We start from the raw sequence: 17,830 nt of genomic DNA on the forward strand, positions 1-17,830 counted from the left end.
TTCAAACGCTACAGACAGCCGACGATGGCGGCTCGGCGCGGTTCAATCCTTGCCGCAGATCGTGCCCTTCGAGGTGCCCGCGGGGAGGGTGGCGCGTTCGTCGGCGGTCAGGTCCCTACCCACGATCGCGCACAGGTGTGCGGCCCACTGCTCGGGGGCGAGCGGATAGACGGCGCGGCCGACGTTGCCGGTCACCTGAAGAGCGTTGCCGTCGTCGGCGAGGTCGACATCGCCGGCATCGGCCAGGTGCAGCACCGCGGCCCGCCGGTCCCAGCTCCAGAGCGTGAAACCGTCCGAGGACTTGATGCCGATCAACGTGCCGGTGAGGTGGCCGGCGCGGACGATGCCGACGAGCTCGGGGATCGTGCCGGGTGGTGAGACGGTCAGCGCGGGCCCGTCGAGTCGGCGGCGCGCCACGTCCCACATCTGGAGCGAGCCGTCGGTGAGGATCATCAGCCGTTGCCCGTCCGGGGTGTACCTCATGTCGCGGACCTCGGCGGCCTCGGGCATCGGCAGCTCGGCGATCCGCGTGCCCTCGGTGGCCGACCACATCTCGACCCGGCGCTGGTCGACCTGCACGGCCACCTCGGGCCGTCCGGGCCAGGACGCGCAGGCCACGCCGTGGCCGGTGGCCAGCAGCTCGGTCCTGGTACGCCACGGCTGTACCGCGTCGCCGACCTGGGTGCCCCGGCGGATGTCGAAGCGGCTGAGCATCCCGCCGTACCAGACAGTGATGGTGTCCGTGGTTGCCGCTTCGGGTTCACAGATCGCGATCGACGTCCACAGCGTGCCGGGCGAGGGTCGGGGAACCCCCGGCGCCGCGGGTATCGGGATCCGCGCGGTGAGTCGCATCGTGGCGGTGTCCCACACCAGCAGGTGCCGCCACGGTGCGTCGACCATCAGGATCGTCCGCCCGCTGTCGACGAACCCGTACAGCCGCTCCGTTTGGGCGAACAGGTCGGACGGGTTTTCGGGCACCCGCGGGAGGTCCGGCGGTCGGTCGGCTCGGCCGAGCTCCTGCCCCGTGGTGGCGTCCCACAACCGCAGCCACGGTCCCTCGGGGGTGAGTGTGGCGATGCGCCGCCGGTCCGCGTCGAGCACCAGGTCACGTCCGGGAGTGGCGAGCGCGTCGTCCAGCGACGAGAAGGCGGACGGTTCGACGTCCGCCACGGCGACGGTCGGGCCGAGCGCGGTGGCCAGCCACCACCCCCGCGAGGTGGTGCCCAACAGCATCTCCGGACGCATCCCCGCCTCGCCGGCGGGCAACCGGACGTGTGCGGTGGCGCCGGTCTCCAGGTCGGTCATTTCGGCGGACCGGCCGGGTAGCTCGTCGTCCGACCGGCGAAATGTGTCGTGGACGACGGCTCGGGCGCTGTGGTCGACGAGGATCTCACCGCCGAGGAGGTTGCCGGGAGCGGCGATGCCGTCGTCACAGCCTCCGCGGGTCGTGACCGGCGGACGTCGTGCCCCGGTGACCAGGTCCCAGATATGCAGCGTCTGGTCCACGCACGCCACGGCGGTGCGCGCGTCGCCGCTGACTCCGGCCGCTGTCGCGCCGGCGGTGAGCGTGCGCCGGCGACCGGTCGCCAGGTCCCACACGTCCAAAGTGGTGTTTCCGGCGCGTCTTGTCGCGACCACGAGCTGTCGACCTGGCCCGAACCAGGCGTTGGCCCGGTCGGGCAGGCCGGCCGGAGTGCGTTCGGCGGTGGCCCGGGTCACGTCGAAGATCCGTAGCCCTTCGCCGGGGAAGCCCGCGATCAGCCGGTGGCCTTGGCCGTCGAAGCGCAGCAGATCAGGGGTGGTCGCACCGTCGTGCAGCGTGACGACCTTGCGGCTCGGGCCGATGACCGCGATCCGGCCGCCGTCGAAGGCCGCCGCGACCGTCGCGCCGTCCGGGCTGACGGCGAGCGTCCCGATCCGCGCGTCGATGCCCTCCTCGAACTCCGTCCTGGTCTCCACCCGCTCCAGCCGCTGGTCCACCCGCCCCCAGAGCAGCACTCCGTCCCGGCCGGCGGCCGCTATCACCGACCCGTCCGAGGACGCCGCGAACGCGGTGAGGTCTCCGGCGCCGATGTCGAGCAGGCGGCTCGTGGCGCGGTAGCGGTCGTACTGGTCGAACAGGCGCACCAGCGCTTGTGGGTGCGGGCTGGTCCGGTACGCCGCGATCGCGGTCAGGACGGCGGTGTCCGGCCGGCTCCGGTCCTGCTGCCCGGCGAGGTGGCCGAGCAGCTGCGCGGCGTTCTCCCGTACCTGAGCGTCCAGCTCGTCCGACCGCCTGTCCAGCACCACCGCGAACGTGCTGGTCAACACCAGCAACGCCACGATGAGCGCGGCGGCGCCTCGCCATGCCACGGCCACCCGCCGGTGCCGGCGGCGGCTGGCCAGGATGAAGTCGCGCTCGTCGGCGCTGATGTCGCTCGGATGCGCGCGCAGCCAGCGCACGCCGTCGGCAAGCCGCTGGCGGCGCAGCGGCTCCGCGCGGTCCATGCTCGCGCGCAGGTCTTCCTGCCAGGAGCGGAAGTCGCGTTCCTCGGCCAGCCAGGCACGCATCCGGTCCCAGTGGACGGCCAGCACCTCGTGGGCGAGGTCGTAGCTGCGGCCGCCCCCGGGGTCGTGCCCGGCGACCAGCAGGCGGCCGGCGGCCAACACCTCGGCCACCGGCAGCAGCTCCGCGTCGAGCTCGGCGGCGCGTGCGGTGCGCCGGGTGCCGCCGTGCGGGTCAGGCCGGACGAGCTGGACGAACAGCCGCCGGGCGGCGGTGCGCTGGGCGGCGCCGAGCTGCTCGGTCCAGACCTGCTCGGCGTAGCTGGTCAGGGCGCCGGTCACGCCGCCGAGCTCTTCGTAGGCGGCGTGGGTCAGCCTCCCGGCGTCCTGCGTCTCCCACAGCTGGGTCAGGGTGAACTCGACCAGGGTCAGCGCGGCGGGAGCGTCGTCGACGTCGGCCACGATCCGTTCCACGAGACCGGGTTCGAAGACGACACCGGTGTCGCGTAGCGGCGCCTCGATCGCGGTGCGCAGGTCGTCCGGGCGCATGGGGCCGACCAGGTACACGGTCTCCCGGGCCGCTTCGTCGAGCGCCAGATGATCCGCGGCGATGTCGAGCAGGTGCGGGCGCAAGGTGACCGTCACGTGCACGGCAACCGCCCCTTGCGAGATCGCGACCAGCACCTCCGCCAGCTCGCGCGCGGCCCGCCGGTCGGCGACCACGAGCTCTTCGAACTGATCCACCACCACCAGCAGGCGCCCGGCTCCGGTGCGCGCCAGCACGTCGCCGAGCAGCTCGGCAAGCCGGCCATCCCCGATCGCCGCGGAGAGGGTGGCGCGCGCTTCCAACGCCCGCGCGCCGCTCGCGTCCGGCTCGAGCAACGGCAGCAGGGCGTCGGCGAGCATGGTGGCCACGGGCAGCCCGGCCACCGGCCGGAACGTGGCCACGGCGAACCCGCGCGGGCGTACGCGCGGCAGCAGGCCCGCGTACACCAGAGACGACTTGCCGGACCCCGACGCCCCGACGACGGCGATGAACCTCGACCCGGTCACCCGCTGCGCCAGGCGGTCGGCGAGCGCGTCCCGCCCGAAGAACAACTCCGCGTCCGCCTCCCGAAACGGGGCCAGGCCCCGGTACGGGCACGGTGGCCGGCTCGCGGCGACCACCTCGGGCCACGCCTGGAAAATCTGCTCGCTCGGAATCAGGTACGCGGTACGCAACGCCGGATTTGTCTCCGCCGCGACCGCCATGCCGACGATGCCGCCGAGCTGCTCGTCCCAGACCGGGGCGCCGGAGAAGCCGGGCGCGATCCGGAAGCCGACCGCGCCGTCCGCCTCGACCTGGATCCATCCGCTGCCCAGCCGGCCGAGCAACCGGCCCGAAAACCACACCCCACCGTCGCGCCGGGCCGGAAACCCGAACACCCGACACCGGTGATGCCACACGTCGCCGGCCGGCAACAGCCCCAACGGGCGGATGCCCGCCGGCCGCTCCACCAGCCGCAGGCCCGCGATATCGCCCGAGTGGTCCGGCCGGGGCGGCGCCCAGATCTCCACCCGAGCCGTGACGACGTGCTCGGCGGCCACGAGCGGAAAGACCATCCGCACCGGATCACCCGGCGTGTCCCCCGAGTCGTCCGGCAGGCCCAGCGACCGAGCCACGACATGCGCACACGTCAGAACCTGATCCTGGCCGACCAGAAAACCGGCGCCGACCGCACGGCCTTGTCCATCGAGTATCGCCGCCACGCACGCGTCGAGAGCGCTGGCATCAGGCACGTCGACCCCAGATTGGAAATGATTCCTTTGGCCCACAGTCTAGAGATGGAACGTCACAGCCTGCCATCGATGTCGGTCGCGTGCCCGGGACGCCCGTCAGTCAGGCGACGCGGCCGCGGACCGGCCGGCCCGGCATGGCGTCGAGCACCAGCTCGTGGTCGCGGACCACGAACTCCCCGTTGACCAGTACGTGCGCGATCCCCGCGGACGGCAGGATCTCCGTGTACGTGGCCCGGTCGGCGACCGTGGCGGGGTCGAAGAGCACGAGGTCGGCGTCGGCGCCCGGCCGGATCCGGCCCTTGTCGCGCATGGCCGGTGCGAAAGGTTCGAGCATCTGGGCGGGCAGCAGCGAGCAGCGCCGCACCGCCTCCATCATGGACAGCGCGCCAAGCTCGCGGACCAGCCAGCGAAACGTGCGGGCGTACCCGCCGGCGCTGCGCGGGTGTACCCGGGCGGTCGGCGGCACCGGCCACGTGTCGCCGGCGAGCCGCACGCCACCGTCCACAATGGGCATCGTGTCGGTGGCGACGACCGTGTCGGTCAGCAGCAGCGAGCGCAGCAGCAGGTCGCGTTCGACCGGATCCGTCTCGTCGCGGAAGTCGATGATGACAAGCCCGCCGGGGTCGTCGGAGCGCAGCTGGCGCAGCCGGGCCGCGTCGGCGACCCGCTCCCCCGTCGCCAGGTAGGTCACCACGGTGGTCGGGCGGCCCTGATCGGCCAGTGCCTCCGGCGACAGGAAGGGCGCGCCGATGTTGGTCGACGCCGCGCCGTACGGGTACGCCTCGGTGGTGACCAGCGCGCCGCGGGCCCGAGCCTCGGTAATGGCCGCGCAGATCTCCTCGGTGTCGTTCTCGGAGGAGCTGTTGAGGTGGCAGATGTGCAGCCGCGCCCCGGTCTGCTCCGCCGCCGCGAGCACCTCGGCGACCCCGGCCATCCCCGCGTACCGCATGTGGGTCCAGCACGGCACGCCGAGCGACGCGGCCAGGGAGGCGAGCGCCAGGTACTCGGACCGGTCGGTGTCCGGTGCGTACCCGAGCAGGACCCCGAAGCCGAGCGCCCCGTCGGCGACCTCCCGCCCGAGCAGGTCGAGCAGCCGGTCCACGTCGCCGGGCGCGGCCGGCCGCCGCCAGTGCGGCCGGTGCACGTTGGCCAGCCCCACGTCCAGCGCGTCGCCGTCCACCGGCACCCCGTCGAACAGGTGCATCCGGCTGACCTGCCAACCGGCCGAGTACCCGAAGTTGATGGGCCGACCCTCGTCGGCGGCACGCTGGTAGCGCACGGCCACCGGCAGCCCGCCGGCCTCCAGCTCCAGCGCGGTCGTCACGCCGTCGAGGGCCTGGAGCCGCATGCCGACCTGGTCCTGCGCGTGGCTGTGCAGGTCGACGAAGCCGGGCGCCAGGACGAGCCCGGTGGCGTCCAGGACGGTGGTCGCCGGCGGCGGCGTCTCGGTCACGCTCGCGACGGCGCCACCACGGACGCCGACCGCGCGCACCGCGTCGAGACCGGACTCGGGATCGACGACCCGGGCACCGGCGATCACAAGATCCACAGGCCCCACCTTAGCGACCCGTCATGCCGGCTTGCGGGCGAGGACGAGCCCGCCGCGCGGGTCGCCGTCCCGCTGCCGGCCGAGCTCGGTCAGCGCGGCGGTGGTCACGGTGAAGCCGGCCGCCGTCAGGTCGTCGCGGAGCGCGGGCAGCGGGGTGGTGCGGTAGTACATGACGAACGGGGGCCGCCACACGGCGTTGCGGACCCGCATGGCCAGGTCGAACCCGAGCGTGAACCAGTAGGCGACCGCCGTGAGGGGCGGCGGCGCGCCGATCGGGAAGGCGAACAGCCCGCCGGGACGCAGGGCGCGGTACACCCCCTCGAAGACCGCGGGGCGTTCGGCGGGTAGGAAGTGCCCGAGCGCGCCGAAGGTGACCGCGAGGTCGAAGCGTCCGGCGAAAGGCATGGCGCGGGCGTCGGCCCGTACCCAGGTGGCGTCCGGGTGTGCGTCGCGTGCCTGTGCGAGCATGCCGGCGCTGAAGTCGACCCCGGTGATCCGCCCCTGGCACACGGCGCGGAGCACATGCATGCCCGCGCCGGTGCCGCAACACACGTCCAGCCCGTCGCGGAACGGCCCGAGCTCCGACAAGGCCTGGGCGGTCGCGTCGAGGATGCTCCGCGGTGTGCGGAAGGGCGTGTGGTCGAACTTCGGGGCCAGCAGGTCGTAGCCGCGCTCGACCGAGGACAGCGCCTGGACGCACAGCTCGCGCAGCGACGGGCCTTGAGGCGAGAACATCGGCCGAGGGTACCCGCCCCGCTACCCGTCGTCGTCCTGCACGGTCAACAGGCCGTACGCGTCGCCGACCGAGGCTCCGCTGACCGCCTTGGCGGCGACGACGTAGGTGCGGCCGTCGCCAGGCTGGGTGTCGCCGGTCACCTGGATCGGGATCGGGATCGTGGTGCTGCCGGGAGGGACGGTCACGACGGTAGCGGTGACGCCGCCGGTCGCCGGGTCCACGACGAAGACCCGTACCCGGCCGTTGCCGCTGCCGGAGATCTGGGCGGGCACGTGGTGGGTGACTGTGCCGGAGTCGCCTTCCGGCACGGTCAGCTCCCCCAGGTCCGCCCGCGGCAGCCCGACCGGCTGCGGTGCCGGCAGGCCGGGGCGCCAGCCCCAGGCGTCGAGCAGCCAGACCTGTGCCCAGGACTCACCGGCCCGCGGCACGATCTCCAGCCGCGTGACCCGGCCGAGGTCGAGCCCGGCCGTGACGGCGTTGGTCAGCGGCATCCGCACCTCCTGCCCCCACGTGTGCGAGAGCATCGGGTCGAGAGTGGACGTGCCCAGGACAGCCCGCCGGCCGGCGGAGTCGGCGATGGCGACGTCGAATCGCGTGCCCGGCGAGCCGATCGGCACCACCACCCGCAGCGCCACCGCCTGGGCGTTCGTGAGCGAAACCGCCGCCGGCGGCTGGATCGTGACCGGCGTGCCCAGCGCCGTCCACCGGACCCGCACCGCGTACCGGCCGGCCTCCGGGCGGATCGGCTCGAACGGGTCGAAGTGCGGGTTGGTGCTGTCGCAGGAGGTCGGCGTGGTGGTCGCGGTGACCTGCTGGCACAGCACACCACCGGTGCCACTGACCACAGTGGACGAGTCCGGGACCACCAGCGGCGCCCGGTTGCCGCCCACCGCGTGGCTCAGCACGACCGCCGGGTCGACCGACGGTGCCCGTACCCCGGAACCGTCCAGCAACGGACGGACCTGGTCGTCGCCGGCCACGAACGCGGCCGCCGCGGCGGCGGTATAGGTGGCGCCCACCTTCTGCTGCTGTTCGGGGGTGAGCCGCTGTGGCGAGGCCGACCTGCATATCGGGTCGTGCGGGCTGGCGAAGTCGTCGAACGACGGTGCCGCGGACAGGCCCGGAGTCCACTCGGTGTTGTAGTAGTTGTGGTTGGCGCCGACGACGTACGCCGCGCCGTGCAGGGCGAGACCACGGCCGACCCCGCGGGTCGCGTCCACGTACTGCTGGCCTTGCAGGTCGGAGACGTCGCCGTCGCAGCTGGACAGGATGGTCATCGACGGCACGTCCGGCGCCGGGTTCTGCGGCAGGAGCGTGGGTGCGATCAGCGCCAACCCACGGATCTGCCAGCGCACCGCGCCGGTGTACCCGTCGCGGCCCGCGGGTGGTGGCGTGAGGCTGTCGACCGCCGCCCTGCCCACCCCTTCCCCGCCACGCGAGTGGCCGACCAGCAGCACCCGCGTCATGTCGGTCACCGGCGCCGACCGCACGACGGCGGGCGCGCCCGGCCGCCCGCTGCCGGCCCAGTCCGCCCAGCGCGCAAGATGGATCCGGACCAGCGACGACCGCGCCTGCGCACCGCCGTCCGCCGGCGGCACGAGGCCACCGTCCTGGGCGTTGACGCCGTTCGCCGCGATCGACACGGTCACGTAGCCCTGCGATGCCAGCAACTGCTGTGCCCGCTGGTATCCGAGGTGGCTGGGCACCGGCGTCCAGCCGGCCGGGCACGGCCACGCCAGGGTCGGCTGCGCGGTGCCCTGGTAGCACGTGGCGTGCCGGCCGTGCAGGAACAACACCAGCGGGCGCTGGCCCGACGTGGCCTGCGGCGCCACCACGAACCCGCGCATCTCCACGGGCGCCGCGAAGCCGGGGAGGGACACGTCGGGCAGCGTGTACTCGCCGGAAATCGTCGAGAACGGGCCGGGCACACCCGGATCGACGGCGTTGGGCGGCAGCTGGGCCAGCTTCGCCACGCCCTGGCGGCGGTCGACCGCGCCGGCGGGAACGTCAAGTCGCCGACCACCCGCCAACACCCGCGGGTCGGTCAGCCTCCGCAGGGCCACACCGTCGACCGCGAGCCGGAACGTCCGCTGGTCGGCCGCGGCGACCGGCCAACCCAACAGCCGGTCACCGGCGTGGAACTCGACCATCGCGCCGCCGACCGGCACCGGCGCCGGCGCGTGCCAGACAAGCTCGAACCCCGATCCGCCGCGGCGCACCTCCCAACCATCCGGCAACGCCGCGGCCGCCGACGCGCCCTGACCCGGCTCCGCCCACGCGGCTCCACCACCGCCCAACGCCAACGCGAGCGACACCGCCGCCGCGACCACGCCTCGACCGACGCGCACCGACACCCTCCCCCGTGTATCCGTGAGGATCGATGCTAAGGGCCGGCGGCTTCACTTGGGCTTCACGCCCCAACCCGACCGGGACGGGGGCGGAGGCGGCGTCCGGGTGTGCGGCCACAAACCTAGATTCGAAAGACAGATCTGAGCTACCGCGACGTCCGCCGTGGTCCAGACCGCTGCTCCCGCGGCCTCACCCGTCCGCCGCTGGTCGCGCAACGCGAACAGATCTTGGTACGCACGCGCCCCCACAGGGGCCAATCCGTACCAAGGTCTGGTGGAGTGACATGGGTAAATCTGTCTGCGGAAACTCACCGAGAGCGAGACCCCTGATCCCAAAGGATCTCTAGGACCGGCATTTCGGTGCTGGTCAGAGCGTGTGGCGACTGTTCGTCGCGATCGCCGGAGGCGGTCCGGGGTGCCGGTGATGCGGGCTCGGGTCCGGTGTCCAAAGTGCTGCGATCGGCGACGAGGGTGGGCGAGATCCTGGTGATCGCCCGCCGACAAGGATCAGACGGCTCCCGGGCCAATCGGCGCGCCCGGGTGACCGCGGGTCTACGCGCTGCCCCGCCAGACGATGGGGGTGGGCATCAGGGTGCCGCCGGTAGGGGGTGTCTCGCCCATGAGCTGTCGCAGCACCAGGTCGGCGGCGTGCGCGCCGATCTCCTTCGCCGGCTGGTGCACAGTGGACAGTGCGGGGTCGGTGCGCTGGGCCCAGGGGCTGTCGTCGAAGCCGACGATGCCCACGTCGCCGGGGACGGTGCGGCCGGCCTCGCGCAGCACCTGGATGGCGCCGGCGGCGACCGAGTCGGACGCGGCGAAGACGCCGTCGATGCGAGGCTCGCGGCACAGCAGCTCGCGCATGCCGTCCATGCCCGCCGTGTAGTTGTAGAAGTCGACCTCGGCGACCAGCCGGGGGTCGAACCGGGGCCCGAGCGCCTGGCGGAAACCGGCGAGCCGGTCGGCGCCGGAGTCGCGGTCGAGCGCGGCGGCGATCATGCCGATCCGCTCGCGGCCGGTGGCGGCCAGCCGCTCGGTGATCGCCCGCGCGGAGCCGAGGTTGTCGACGCCGACGAACGGGATGCCCTGCCGCAGGTCGGGTGGGTGGCCGACGAACGCGGCCGGCAGCGCGAGGTCGGCGACCAGGCGGGTGATCGGGTCGTTGGCGCGGGCCGAGACGATGACCGCGCCGTCGACGAAGCCGCCGCTGAGGTACTTGGTGATCCGCTCGATGTCGCGGGCGGAGTCGATGACGAGGTTGACCATCTGGTAGTCGGCGTCGGACAGCACGGCGTTGACGCCGAGCATGATGGCGCCGATGTTGGGGTCTTCGAGCAGCAGGCTGTGTGGCTCGAGGACGAGGAAGCCGATCGCCTGGGAGCGCTGGGTGACGAGGTTTCGCGCGGCGGTGTTGGGCGCGTAGCCGACCTGGGCGATGGCGGCCTCGATCGCCGCCCGGGCCTCCGCCGAGACGTATCCACCATTGAGGACTCGGCTGACGGTGCCCCGTGAGACGCCCGCGACGGCCGCGACGTCGTGCACGGTCGCCCGCTTCGACGCCCCCTGCCGCCGCTGCACGCAGTCACTCTAGCGCCAGGGCTTGACCGGGGCGAGTCGCTGTGCCTAGTGTGTGCACGTTCACACATGTGCACGTGCACACACGGCCTGACCTCGGAGGGGAGCCGATGATTACTGCCGGCATCGGCCTCGGTTGTGACTACAACCCGGAGCAGTGGTCACCGGACGTCTGGCGGGAGGACGTCCGGCTGATGCGGCAGGCCGGCATCGACATCGTCGCCATCAACATCTTCGGCTGGGCGTACCTGGAGCCCCGGCCGGACGAGTACGACTTCACCGGGCTCGACGCGATCGTGCGACTGCTGCACGAGCACGACATCAAGATCAACCTTGGCACCGGGACCGCGTCACCGCCGCCGTGGCTGGCGACCCGGCATCCGGAGATCCTGCCGGTCGCGGCGGACGGCACCACGCTTTACCCCGGCGGCCGCCAGGCCTGGTGTCCCAGTTCGCCGGTCTTCCGGCGGCGGGCGCTGGCGCTCGTGGAGCGGGTCGCCCGGCGCTACGGCGAGCACCCGGCGCTGGCCCTCTGGCACGTCTCCAACGAACTGGGCTGCCACAACGCGCACTGCTACGACGAGGACACCGCCGAGGCGTTCCGGCGCTGGCTGCGCAAGCGCTACGGGAGCGTCGACGCCCTCAACGACGGGTGGGGGACGTCGTTCTGGAGCCAGCGGTACGGGGACTGGTCCGAGGTGCGGCCGCCCGGCCAGGCGCTGTCCGCCCGAAACCCGGGTCAGGTGCTCGACTTCCACCGGTTCAGCTCGGACGAGCTGCTCGACTACTACCGCGACGAGGTCGAGGTGCTGCGCCGGCACTCCGCCGTGCCGATCACCACGAACTTCATGGTCACGGCCCACATCCGCAACCTCGACTACTGGACCTGGGCGCCCGAGATGGACGTCGTGGCCAACGACCACTACCTCGACCACCGGCTCGGCGACCCCACGGCGGAGCTCGCGTTCGCCGCCGACCTCACCCGCGGCCTGGCCGGCGGCCAGCCGTGGATGCTCATGGAGTCGGCGGTCGGCGCGGTCACCTGGCAGCCGCACAACCTGACCAAGGCACCGGGTGAGGCGATCCGCAACTCCCTGACGCACGTCGCGCGGGGCGCCGACGCCGTGTGCTTCTTCCAGTGGCGCGCGTCGACGCAGGGCGCGGAGAAGTTCCACTCGGCGCTGATCCCGCACGCGGGCACGGACACCGAGGCGTGGCGCGAGGTGCTGCGACTGTCGGCGACGCTCGACCGGCTGGACGAGGTCGCCGGGACCACTGTGGACACCGACGTGGCCCTGCTCTTCAGCTGGCAGGCCTGGTGGGCGTGCGACGGGGAAAGCCGCCCGTCGCAGGACCTGCGCTACCTGGACCAGGTGCACCGGGCGTACAACGCGGTGCGCGAGCTGGGCGCGACCACCGACGTGGTGGCCCCTTCCGCGGCGCTGGACCGGTATCGCCTGGTGGTCGTCCCGTGCCTCCACCTTGTCTCGGACCAGGAGGCGGCGGCGATCCAGGCCTATGTGGCGGCCGGCGGGCACGTGCTCGTCACGTTCTACAGCGGCATCGTCGACCAGGACGACCGCATCCGCCTCGGCGGATACCCGGGGGCCTTCTGCGAGATGCTGGGCGTCTCGGTCGAGGAGTTCGTGCCGCTGCTGCCCGGCCACGAGGTGTCGCTGGACACCGGCGGCCGGGCCCGGCTGTGGACCGAGCGCCTGCGGACCACGACCGCGCGACCCGTCGCCCGGTACGTCGGCGGCCCGCTGCCTGGCGTCGCGGCCGTCACCCGAAACGCGTACGGCGCGGGCACCGCGTGGTACGTCGCGACCGAACTGCGGCCCGACGCCCTGCGCGACGTGGTCCGCGAGGCGGTCCGGACGGCCGGCGTACGGCCGCTCGGCCCGGAAGGCGACGGCTCGGTGGAGGTGGTGCGCCGCTCGGCGCCAGGCCGCAGCTACCTGTTCGTCGTCAACCACGGCACCCGCGACGCCGAGTACGCGGCCACCGGCCTCGAGCTGGTGACCGGCGACGCCGTGAACGGCCTGATGCGGATCCCCGCCGGTGAGGTCCGGGTGATTCGCGAGGAGTCCAGATGACCGTCATATCCGGGCGCCGCCGCGTCCCGCACAAGGGCGCGATCGCCTTCTTCGTCCTGCCTTTCGGAGTGTTGTTCGCACTGTTCTTCGTCGTGCCCGTCGGCTACGCCGTGGTCCAGTCACTGTACAAAGTGGAACGGGTGGGCACGTTCGGCCCGGCGCGGGAGGTGTTCGGCGGGCTGACCCAGTACAGCCAGGTCTTCTCGGCCGGACCGTTCTGGTCCTCGGTCGGCCGGGTGCTGCTGTTCGGTGTCGTGCAGGTGCCGGTGATGCTGGGGATCGCCCTGCTGCTCGCGCTGCTGCTGGACTCCGGGCTGGTCAAGGCCGGGCGCTTCTTCCGGCTGGCCTTCTTCCTGCCGTACGCGGTGCCGGGCGTGGTCGCGGCGATCATGTGGGGCTTCCTCTACTCGCCGAACCTGTCCCCGTTCACCGCGATCACCTCGCGCCTCGACCTGCTCTCGGCCAACTTCGTGCTATGGGCGATCGCGAACGTCGTGACCTGGGTCTACGTCGGTTACAACATGATCATCATCTACTCGTACCTGCTGGCGATCCCGACCGAGATCTACGAGGCGGCCCGCCTCGACGGCGCCGGACCGATCCGGGTCGCCTGGTCGATCAAGATCCCCCTCGTGGCGCCGGCGCTAGTGCTGACGACGGTGTTCTCCATCATCGGCACGTTCCAGCTGCTGGCCGAGCCGCAGGTGTTCCGCAGCTTCAGCTCGGCCGTATCGAGCACGTACACGCCCAACATGACGGTGTACTCCACCTCCTCGATCCCGAACTTCAACCTGGCGGCGGCCTTCTCGGTGGTGCTCGCGCTGGCGACCTTCGCCCTGTCGTTCGGATTCCTCAAGATCACTCAGCGGAAGGGGTGGCGGTGAGACCTCGCGAAAGCCTCCTCAGCCGGTCCGCGGCCATGATGGTCATGGGCGTGTGCGCGCTCTACATCCTGCTGCCGGTTTGGTGGCTGGTCGTCGCCTCCACCAAGAACCGCGACCAGTTCACCGGCACGAACCCCTTGTGGTTCGCCGACTTCTCGTTCGTCCACAATGTCCGCGAGCTGCTGACCTACCGGGACGGCGTGTTTCTGCGCTGGGTCGGCAACAGCATCGCCTACACCGGTGGCGCGGCCCTCTTCGGCACGCTGCTCGCCGCCATGTGCGGCTACGCGCTGTCGAAGTACCGGTTCCCCGGCCGGGAGGCGCTTTTCAACGTGGTGCTCGGGGGCGTGCTCGTGCCCGCCACGGCGCTGGCCCTGCCGCTGTTCCTCATCTTCAGCTACGTCGGCGCCACCAACACGTTCTGGTCCGTGTTCCTGCCCAGCCTGGTCAACCCGTTCGGGGTGTACCTCGCACAGATCTACGCCCGGGCCAGCGTGCCGGACGAGCTGCTGGAGGCGGCGCGCATCGACGGGGCCGGCGAGGTACGCACGTTCTTCACCGTGGCGACCCGGCTGATGTTTCCGGGCCTCGTGACGATCTTCCTGTTTCACTTCGTCGCCGTCTGGAACAGCTTCCTGCTCCCGCTGATCATGCTCGGCGACGAGCGGCTGTTTCCGGTGACGCTCGGCCTCTACACCTGGAACACGCAGGTCAACCAACTGCCGGAGCTGCGCGGGCTCGTGCTCGTCGGCTCGCTGCTGTCGATCGCTCCGCTGGTCGCCGCATTCCTTCTGCTCCAGCGCTTCTGGCGCAACGGACTCGGCACGGGGGCCGTGAAATAGCCGCCCTACGAAAGGAACCCACGATGAAGGCTATTTTGAAACCGGCCAGCGTCCTGCTGGCATCCGCACTCGTTCTCGCGGCATGTGGCTCGGACGACTCGTCTTCCACCGGCGCCGCCGCCCCGAACGCCTGCGCGCCGTCCAGCGGCACCGTCAACCTGACCTTCACGTCCTGGATCCCCGGGATCGAAGAGGTGGCCAAGGTGTGGAACGACAAGAACCCCAACATCCAGGTCAAGGTGCAGACCGGGCCGAACGGCAACGGCGGCACCTACCAGAACTTCTTCAACCAGCTCAAGGCCGGCAACGCCCCCGACCTCGGCCAGATCGAGTACGACACGCTGCCGAGCTTCCGCGTCCAAGATGGACTGACCAACCTCGCCTCCTGTGACATCGTCACCGGCGCCAAGGACAAGTTCGTCGACTGGACGTGGGGCCAGGTCACCTTCGGCGAGCAGGACTCGGTCTACGCGGTCCCGCAGGACGCCGGCCCGATGGCCATGTTCTACCGCGCCGACCTGTTCGAGGCGAACGGCATCGCCGTGCCGACCACCTGGGCCGAGTACGCCGCGGCGGCGGAGAAGGTCAAGGCCGCCGGCGGCTACATCACCAACTTCTCGCAGAGCGACGTCAACCAGTTCGCTGGACTGGCCTGGCAGGCCGGCGGCCGCTGGTTCGGCAACGACGGCGCACAGTGGACCGTCGACTTCGCGGACGCGAAGACCACCGAGGTCGCCACCTACTGGCAGGACCTGCTGAGCCGCAAGCTCGTCTCGACCGTCCCGCCGTGGACCACCGAGTGGGACAACGCCTACAACACCGGCAAGGCCTGGACCTGGGTGTCCGCGGTGTGGGGCGCGAACTCCATCGCCACCGGCGCACCGGCCACCAAGGGCAAGTGGGCGGTGGCACCGATGCCGCAGTGGAACGCCGGCGACAAGGCCGCCGGAAACTGGGGCGGCTCCTCCACGGCCGTCTTCAAGACCTCCAAGCACCCGTACGAGGCGGCGCAGTTCGCGCTCTGGCTGAACACCTCGGACGAGGCGCTGACCCTGCTCAACCAGAAGGCCAACCTCTACCCGGCGACCAAGGCCGGCGCCACGCTGCCCGCCCTGAGCAGCGGCGTCGACTTCTACGGCGGTCAGAAGATCTACGAGGTCTTCGCCGAGGCCTCCACCCAGGTGTCCCCCGACTTCGTCTGGGGTCCGATCATGACCAAGACCTACGCCGACGCGGCCGACGGTTTCAAGGCCGCGGCGTCCGGACAGAGCACCCTCACCGACGCGCTGAAGGCCGCGCAGACCTCCACCATCGAAGCCATGAAGTCACAAGCCATCCCGGTCAAGGGCTAGCCGATTGCTCGTCTACCTGCGCGCCGCGGGTGCCAGCCTGGTGCTGGACGCCCGCGGCGCCACCACGCCCGCCGTCATCCACTGGGGCGCCGACCTCGGTGACCTGGACGAGACCGCGCTGGCGGCATTCGCCGACGCGTCCATCCCCGCCGTCCCGTCGAGCGCCATCGACACGCCGTTCCGGCTGACGCTGCTGCCCACGCCCGCGGAGGGCTGGAGCGGCCGCCCGGCGATCTCCGGATGCTCGCTCGCCGGCGCGGACCCGGTGATCGACCTGCGCCTGGAGCGGGTGCACCAGGCCGCCGCCGGCGCCGCGGTCGTCGAACTGTCCACTCCGGACGGCCGCCTGCACCTCACCACCGACATAGGACTGTCACCCGAGGGCGTGCTGGCGATCCGGCACGAGCTGCACAACCGCGGGCCGGACACGTTCCAGCTCGCGTCCCTCGACGTGCTGCTCCCGGTACCGCGGGAGGCTCGGGAGATCCTCGACTTCAGCGGGGTGTGGGCGCAGGAACGCCGGCCACAGCGGACCAGCCTCGGCGACGGGGTGTGGAGCCGGGAGACCCGCCACGGCCGCCCCGGCCACGACGACGCGTACCTGATGGTCGCCGGCGAGCCCGGCTTCGGGTTCCGGTCCGGACGGGTCTGGGCCGTACACCTCGCCTGGAGCGGCGACAAGCGCGTCTGGGCCGAGCGCCACTCCGCGGGCCAGGCGGCCATCGCCTGCGGTGAGCTGCTCGCGCCCGGTGAGGTAAGGCTCGCGCCCGGGGAACGGTACGCCACCCCGTGGGCCGTCGCCGCCTGGTCCGACGCCGGCCTCGACTGCCTGTCGGCCCGCCTGCACGCGTGGATCCGGGCCCGCTCGGGACCGCGCGGGCCGCGTCCGGTCGTGCTCAACACATGGGAGGCGGTCTACTTCGACCACGACCCCGACCGCCTCGACCGCCTCGTCGACCTCGCGGCCGAGGCCGGCGTCGAGCGCTTCGTACTGGACGACGGCTGGTTCGCCGGACGCCGCGACGAGCGCCGGGCGCTCGGCGACTGGCACGTCGACAAGGAACGGTGGCCCGCCGCGCTGCACCCGCTGATCGAACGCGTGCACAGCCGGGGCATGGACTTCGGGCTGTGGGTGGAGCCGGAGATGGTCAGCCCGGACTCCGAGCTCGCCCGCGCGCACCCGGAGTGGGTGCTCGGCCCGGCACACGCGCCGACCTGGCGGTTCCAGCGGGTCCTCGACCTCGCCAACCCGGCCGCCTACGACTACGTTCTGGAGCGGCTCACCGCGCTGCTGACTGAGTACCCGATCAGCTATCTCAAGTGGGACCACAACCGCGACCTGCTGCGGGAGGGCGCCGCGCACCGGCAGACCACGGCCGCGTACCGCCTGCTCGCGGCCGTGCGGGCGGCGTTTCCCACCCTGGAGATCGAGGGCTGCGCCGCCGGCGGCGCCCGCATCGACCTCGGCATGCTCGACCTCGTCGACCGCGTGTGGACATCGGACAACAACGACCCGCTGGAACGCCAACGCATCCAGCGCTGGACCAGCCTGCTCGTGCCCCCGGAGTACCTCGGCGGGCACCTGGGCGCCGCGACCGCACACGTCACCGGCCGCACCTCGGACCTCAGCTTCCGGCTCGCCACCGCACTGTTCGGCAACGCCGGCATCGAGTGGGACCTCACCGCCGCCACACCCGACGAACGCGCGGCCGTCGCCGGCTGGGTCGCCCGGTACAAGGCGCTGCGGCCGCTGCTGCACACCGGCACGGTCGTCCGCACCGGCGGCGACGACCCGGACCGCTTCGTGCACGGCGTGGTCAGCGCCGACCGCGGCACCGCCCTCTACGCGTACGTCGCCCTACGCCCGGCCGAGTCGGCACCACCCGCACCGATCCGGCTGCACGGACTCGACCCGGATCGGCTGTACACCGTGCGCCCGCTGCCGCTGGGCCCGCCGGTCCGCACCACGCACCAGGTGGCGCCCGCCTGGATCCGCGCCGGCGCGGTCCGCCTGCCCGGCCGTGTGCTGGCCGAGGCCGGCCTACCCGCGCCGCTGCTGGCCCCCGCCCAAGCGACGCTTTACGAGGTAGAAGCGGTCGGGTGAGGGCCCTTCGAAGGCGGGTTCGCCGCCTCTACCTCACACCGCCGCGACGGTTACTCGCAGCGACGAAACCTCTGTCGCTTTCCC

Annotated in this window: 10 protein-coding genes; 5 read left to right on the plus strand and 5 right to left on the minus strand. The window is 72.1% G+C overall.

From position 1 onward, the window contains the following. Positions 1-42 precede the first annotated feature (42 nt). The 5 genes from AC5L36_RS08670 to AC5L36_RS08690 form a co-directional block, all read right to left on the minus strand. Positions 43-4,299, minus strand: coding sequence for an nSTAND1 domain-containing NTPase (locus AC5L36_RS08670; RefSeq protein WP_441217077.1), 4,257 nt, complete (start codon positions 4,297-4,299; stop codon positions 43-45). 64 nt (positions 4,300-4,363) lie between these two features. Then, complete coding sequence (locus tag AC5L36_RS08675) at positions 4,364-5,812, minus strand: amidohydrolase family protein (RefSeq protein ID WP_441217078.1); 1,449 nt, start codon at positions 5,810-5,812, stop codon at positions 4,364-4,366. Between the two features lie 21 nt (positions 5,813-5,833). Next, positions 5,834-6,547, minus strand: a complete 714-nt coding sequence (locus AC5L36_RS08680; RefSeq protein WP_441217079.1) for a class I SAM-dependent methyltransferase — start codon at positions 6,545-6,547, stop codon at positions 5,834-5,836. A 21-nt stretch (positions 6,548-6,568) separates the two neighbouring features. Beyond that, a complete protein-coding gene (locus tag AC5L36_RS08685) occupies positions 6,569-8,896 on the minus strand; it encodes an alpha/beta hydrolase family protein (protein ID WP_441217080.1) in 2,328 nt (775 codons plus the stop codon). A 552-nt stretch (positions 8,897-9,448) separates the two neighbouring features. Further along, positions 9,449-10,471 carry a LacI family DNA-binding transcriptional regulator gene (locus AC5L36_RS08690; protein WP_441217081.1) on the minus strand — a complete coding sequence of 341 codons (1,023 nt, stop codon included), beginning with the start codon at positions 10,469-10,471 and terminating at the stop codon, positions 9,449-9,451. 107 nt (positions 10,472-10,578) lie between these two features. On the opposite strand from AC5L36_RS08690, the gene AC5L36_RS08695 reads away from it, so the two are divergent. From AC5L36_RS08695 to AC5L36_RS08715, 5 genes are read left to right on the plus strand one after another with little or no spacing between them, the layout of a single operon-like run. Further along, positions 10,579-12,564 (plus strand): beta-galactosidase, encoded by a 1,986-nt coding sequence (locus AC5L36_RS08695; protein ID WP_441217082.1) that lies wholly within the window; start codon positions 10,579-10,581, stop codon positions 12,562-12,564. Further along, complete coding sequence (locus AC5L36_RS08700) at positions 12,561-13,448, plus strand: carbohydrate ABC transporter permease (protein WP_441217083.1); 888 nt, start codon at positions 12,561-12,563, stop codon at positions 13,446-13,448. The genes AC5L36_RS08695 and AC5L36_RS08700 overlap by 4 nt, the downstream gene beginning before the upstream one ends. Then, positions 13,445-14,290, plus strand: a complete 846-nt coding sequence (locus AC5L36_RS08705; protein ID WP_441217084.1) for a carbohydrate ABC transporter permease — start codon at positions 13,445-13,447, stop codon at positions 14,288-14,290. The genes AC5L36_RS08700 and AC5L36_RS08705 overlap by 4 nt, the downstream gene beginning before the upstream one ends. A gap of 23 nt (positions 14,291-14,313) precedes the next feature. Then, positions 14,314-15,642, plus strand: a complete 1,329-nt coding sequence (locus AC5L36_RS08710; RefSeq protein ID WP_441217085.1) for an ABC transporter substrate-binding protein — start codon at positions 14,314-14,316, stop codon at positions 15,640-15,642. A gap of 4 nt (positions 15,643-15,646) precedes the next feature. Further along, on the plus strand, positions 15,647-17,746 hold the full coding sequence (locus tag AC5L36_RS08715; RefSeq protein ID WP_441217086.1) for an alpha-galactosidase: 2,100 nt from the start codon (positions 15,647-15,649) through the stop codon (positions 17,744-17,746). Positions 17,747-17,830 lie beyond the last annotated feature (84 nt).

It is taken from the genome of Phytohabitans sp. LZ39 (assembly GCF_059359075.1).

What these genes read in the sequence shown, in the direction of transcription:
- AC5L36_RS08680 (WP_441217079.1), bottom strand. Translation starts at nt 6,547, where the DNA reads ATGTTCTCGCCTCAAGGCCCGTCGCTGCGCGAGCTGTGCGTCCAGGCG.
- AC5L36_RS08695 (WP_441217082.1), top strand. Translation starts at nt 10,579, where the DNA reads ATGATTACTGCCGGCATCGGCCTCGGTTGTGACTACAACCCGGAGCAG.
- AC5L36_RS08700 (WP_441217083.1), top strand. Translation starts at nt 12,561, where the DNA reads ATGACCGTCATATCCGGGCGCCGCCGCGTCCCGCACAAGGGCGCGATC.
- AC5L36_RS08710 (WP_441217085.1), top strand. Translation starts at nt 14,314, where the DNA reads ATGAAGGCTATTTTGAAACCGGCCAGCGTCCTGCTGGCATCCGCACTC.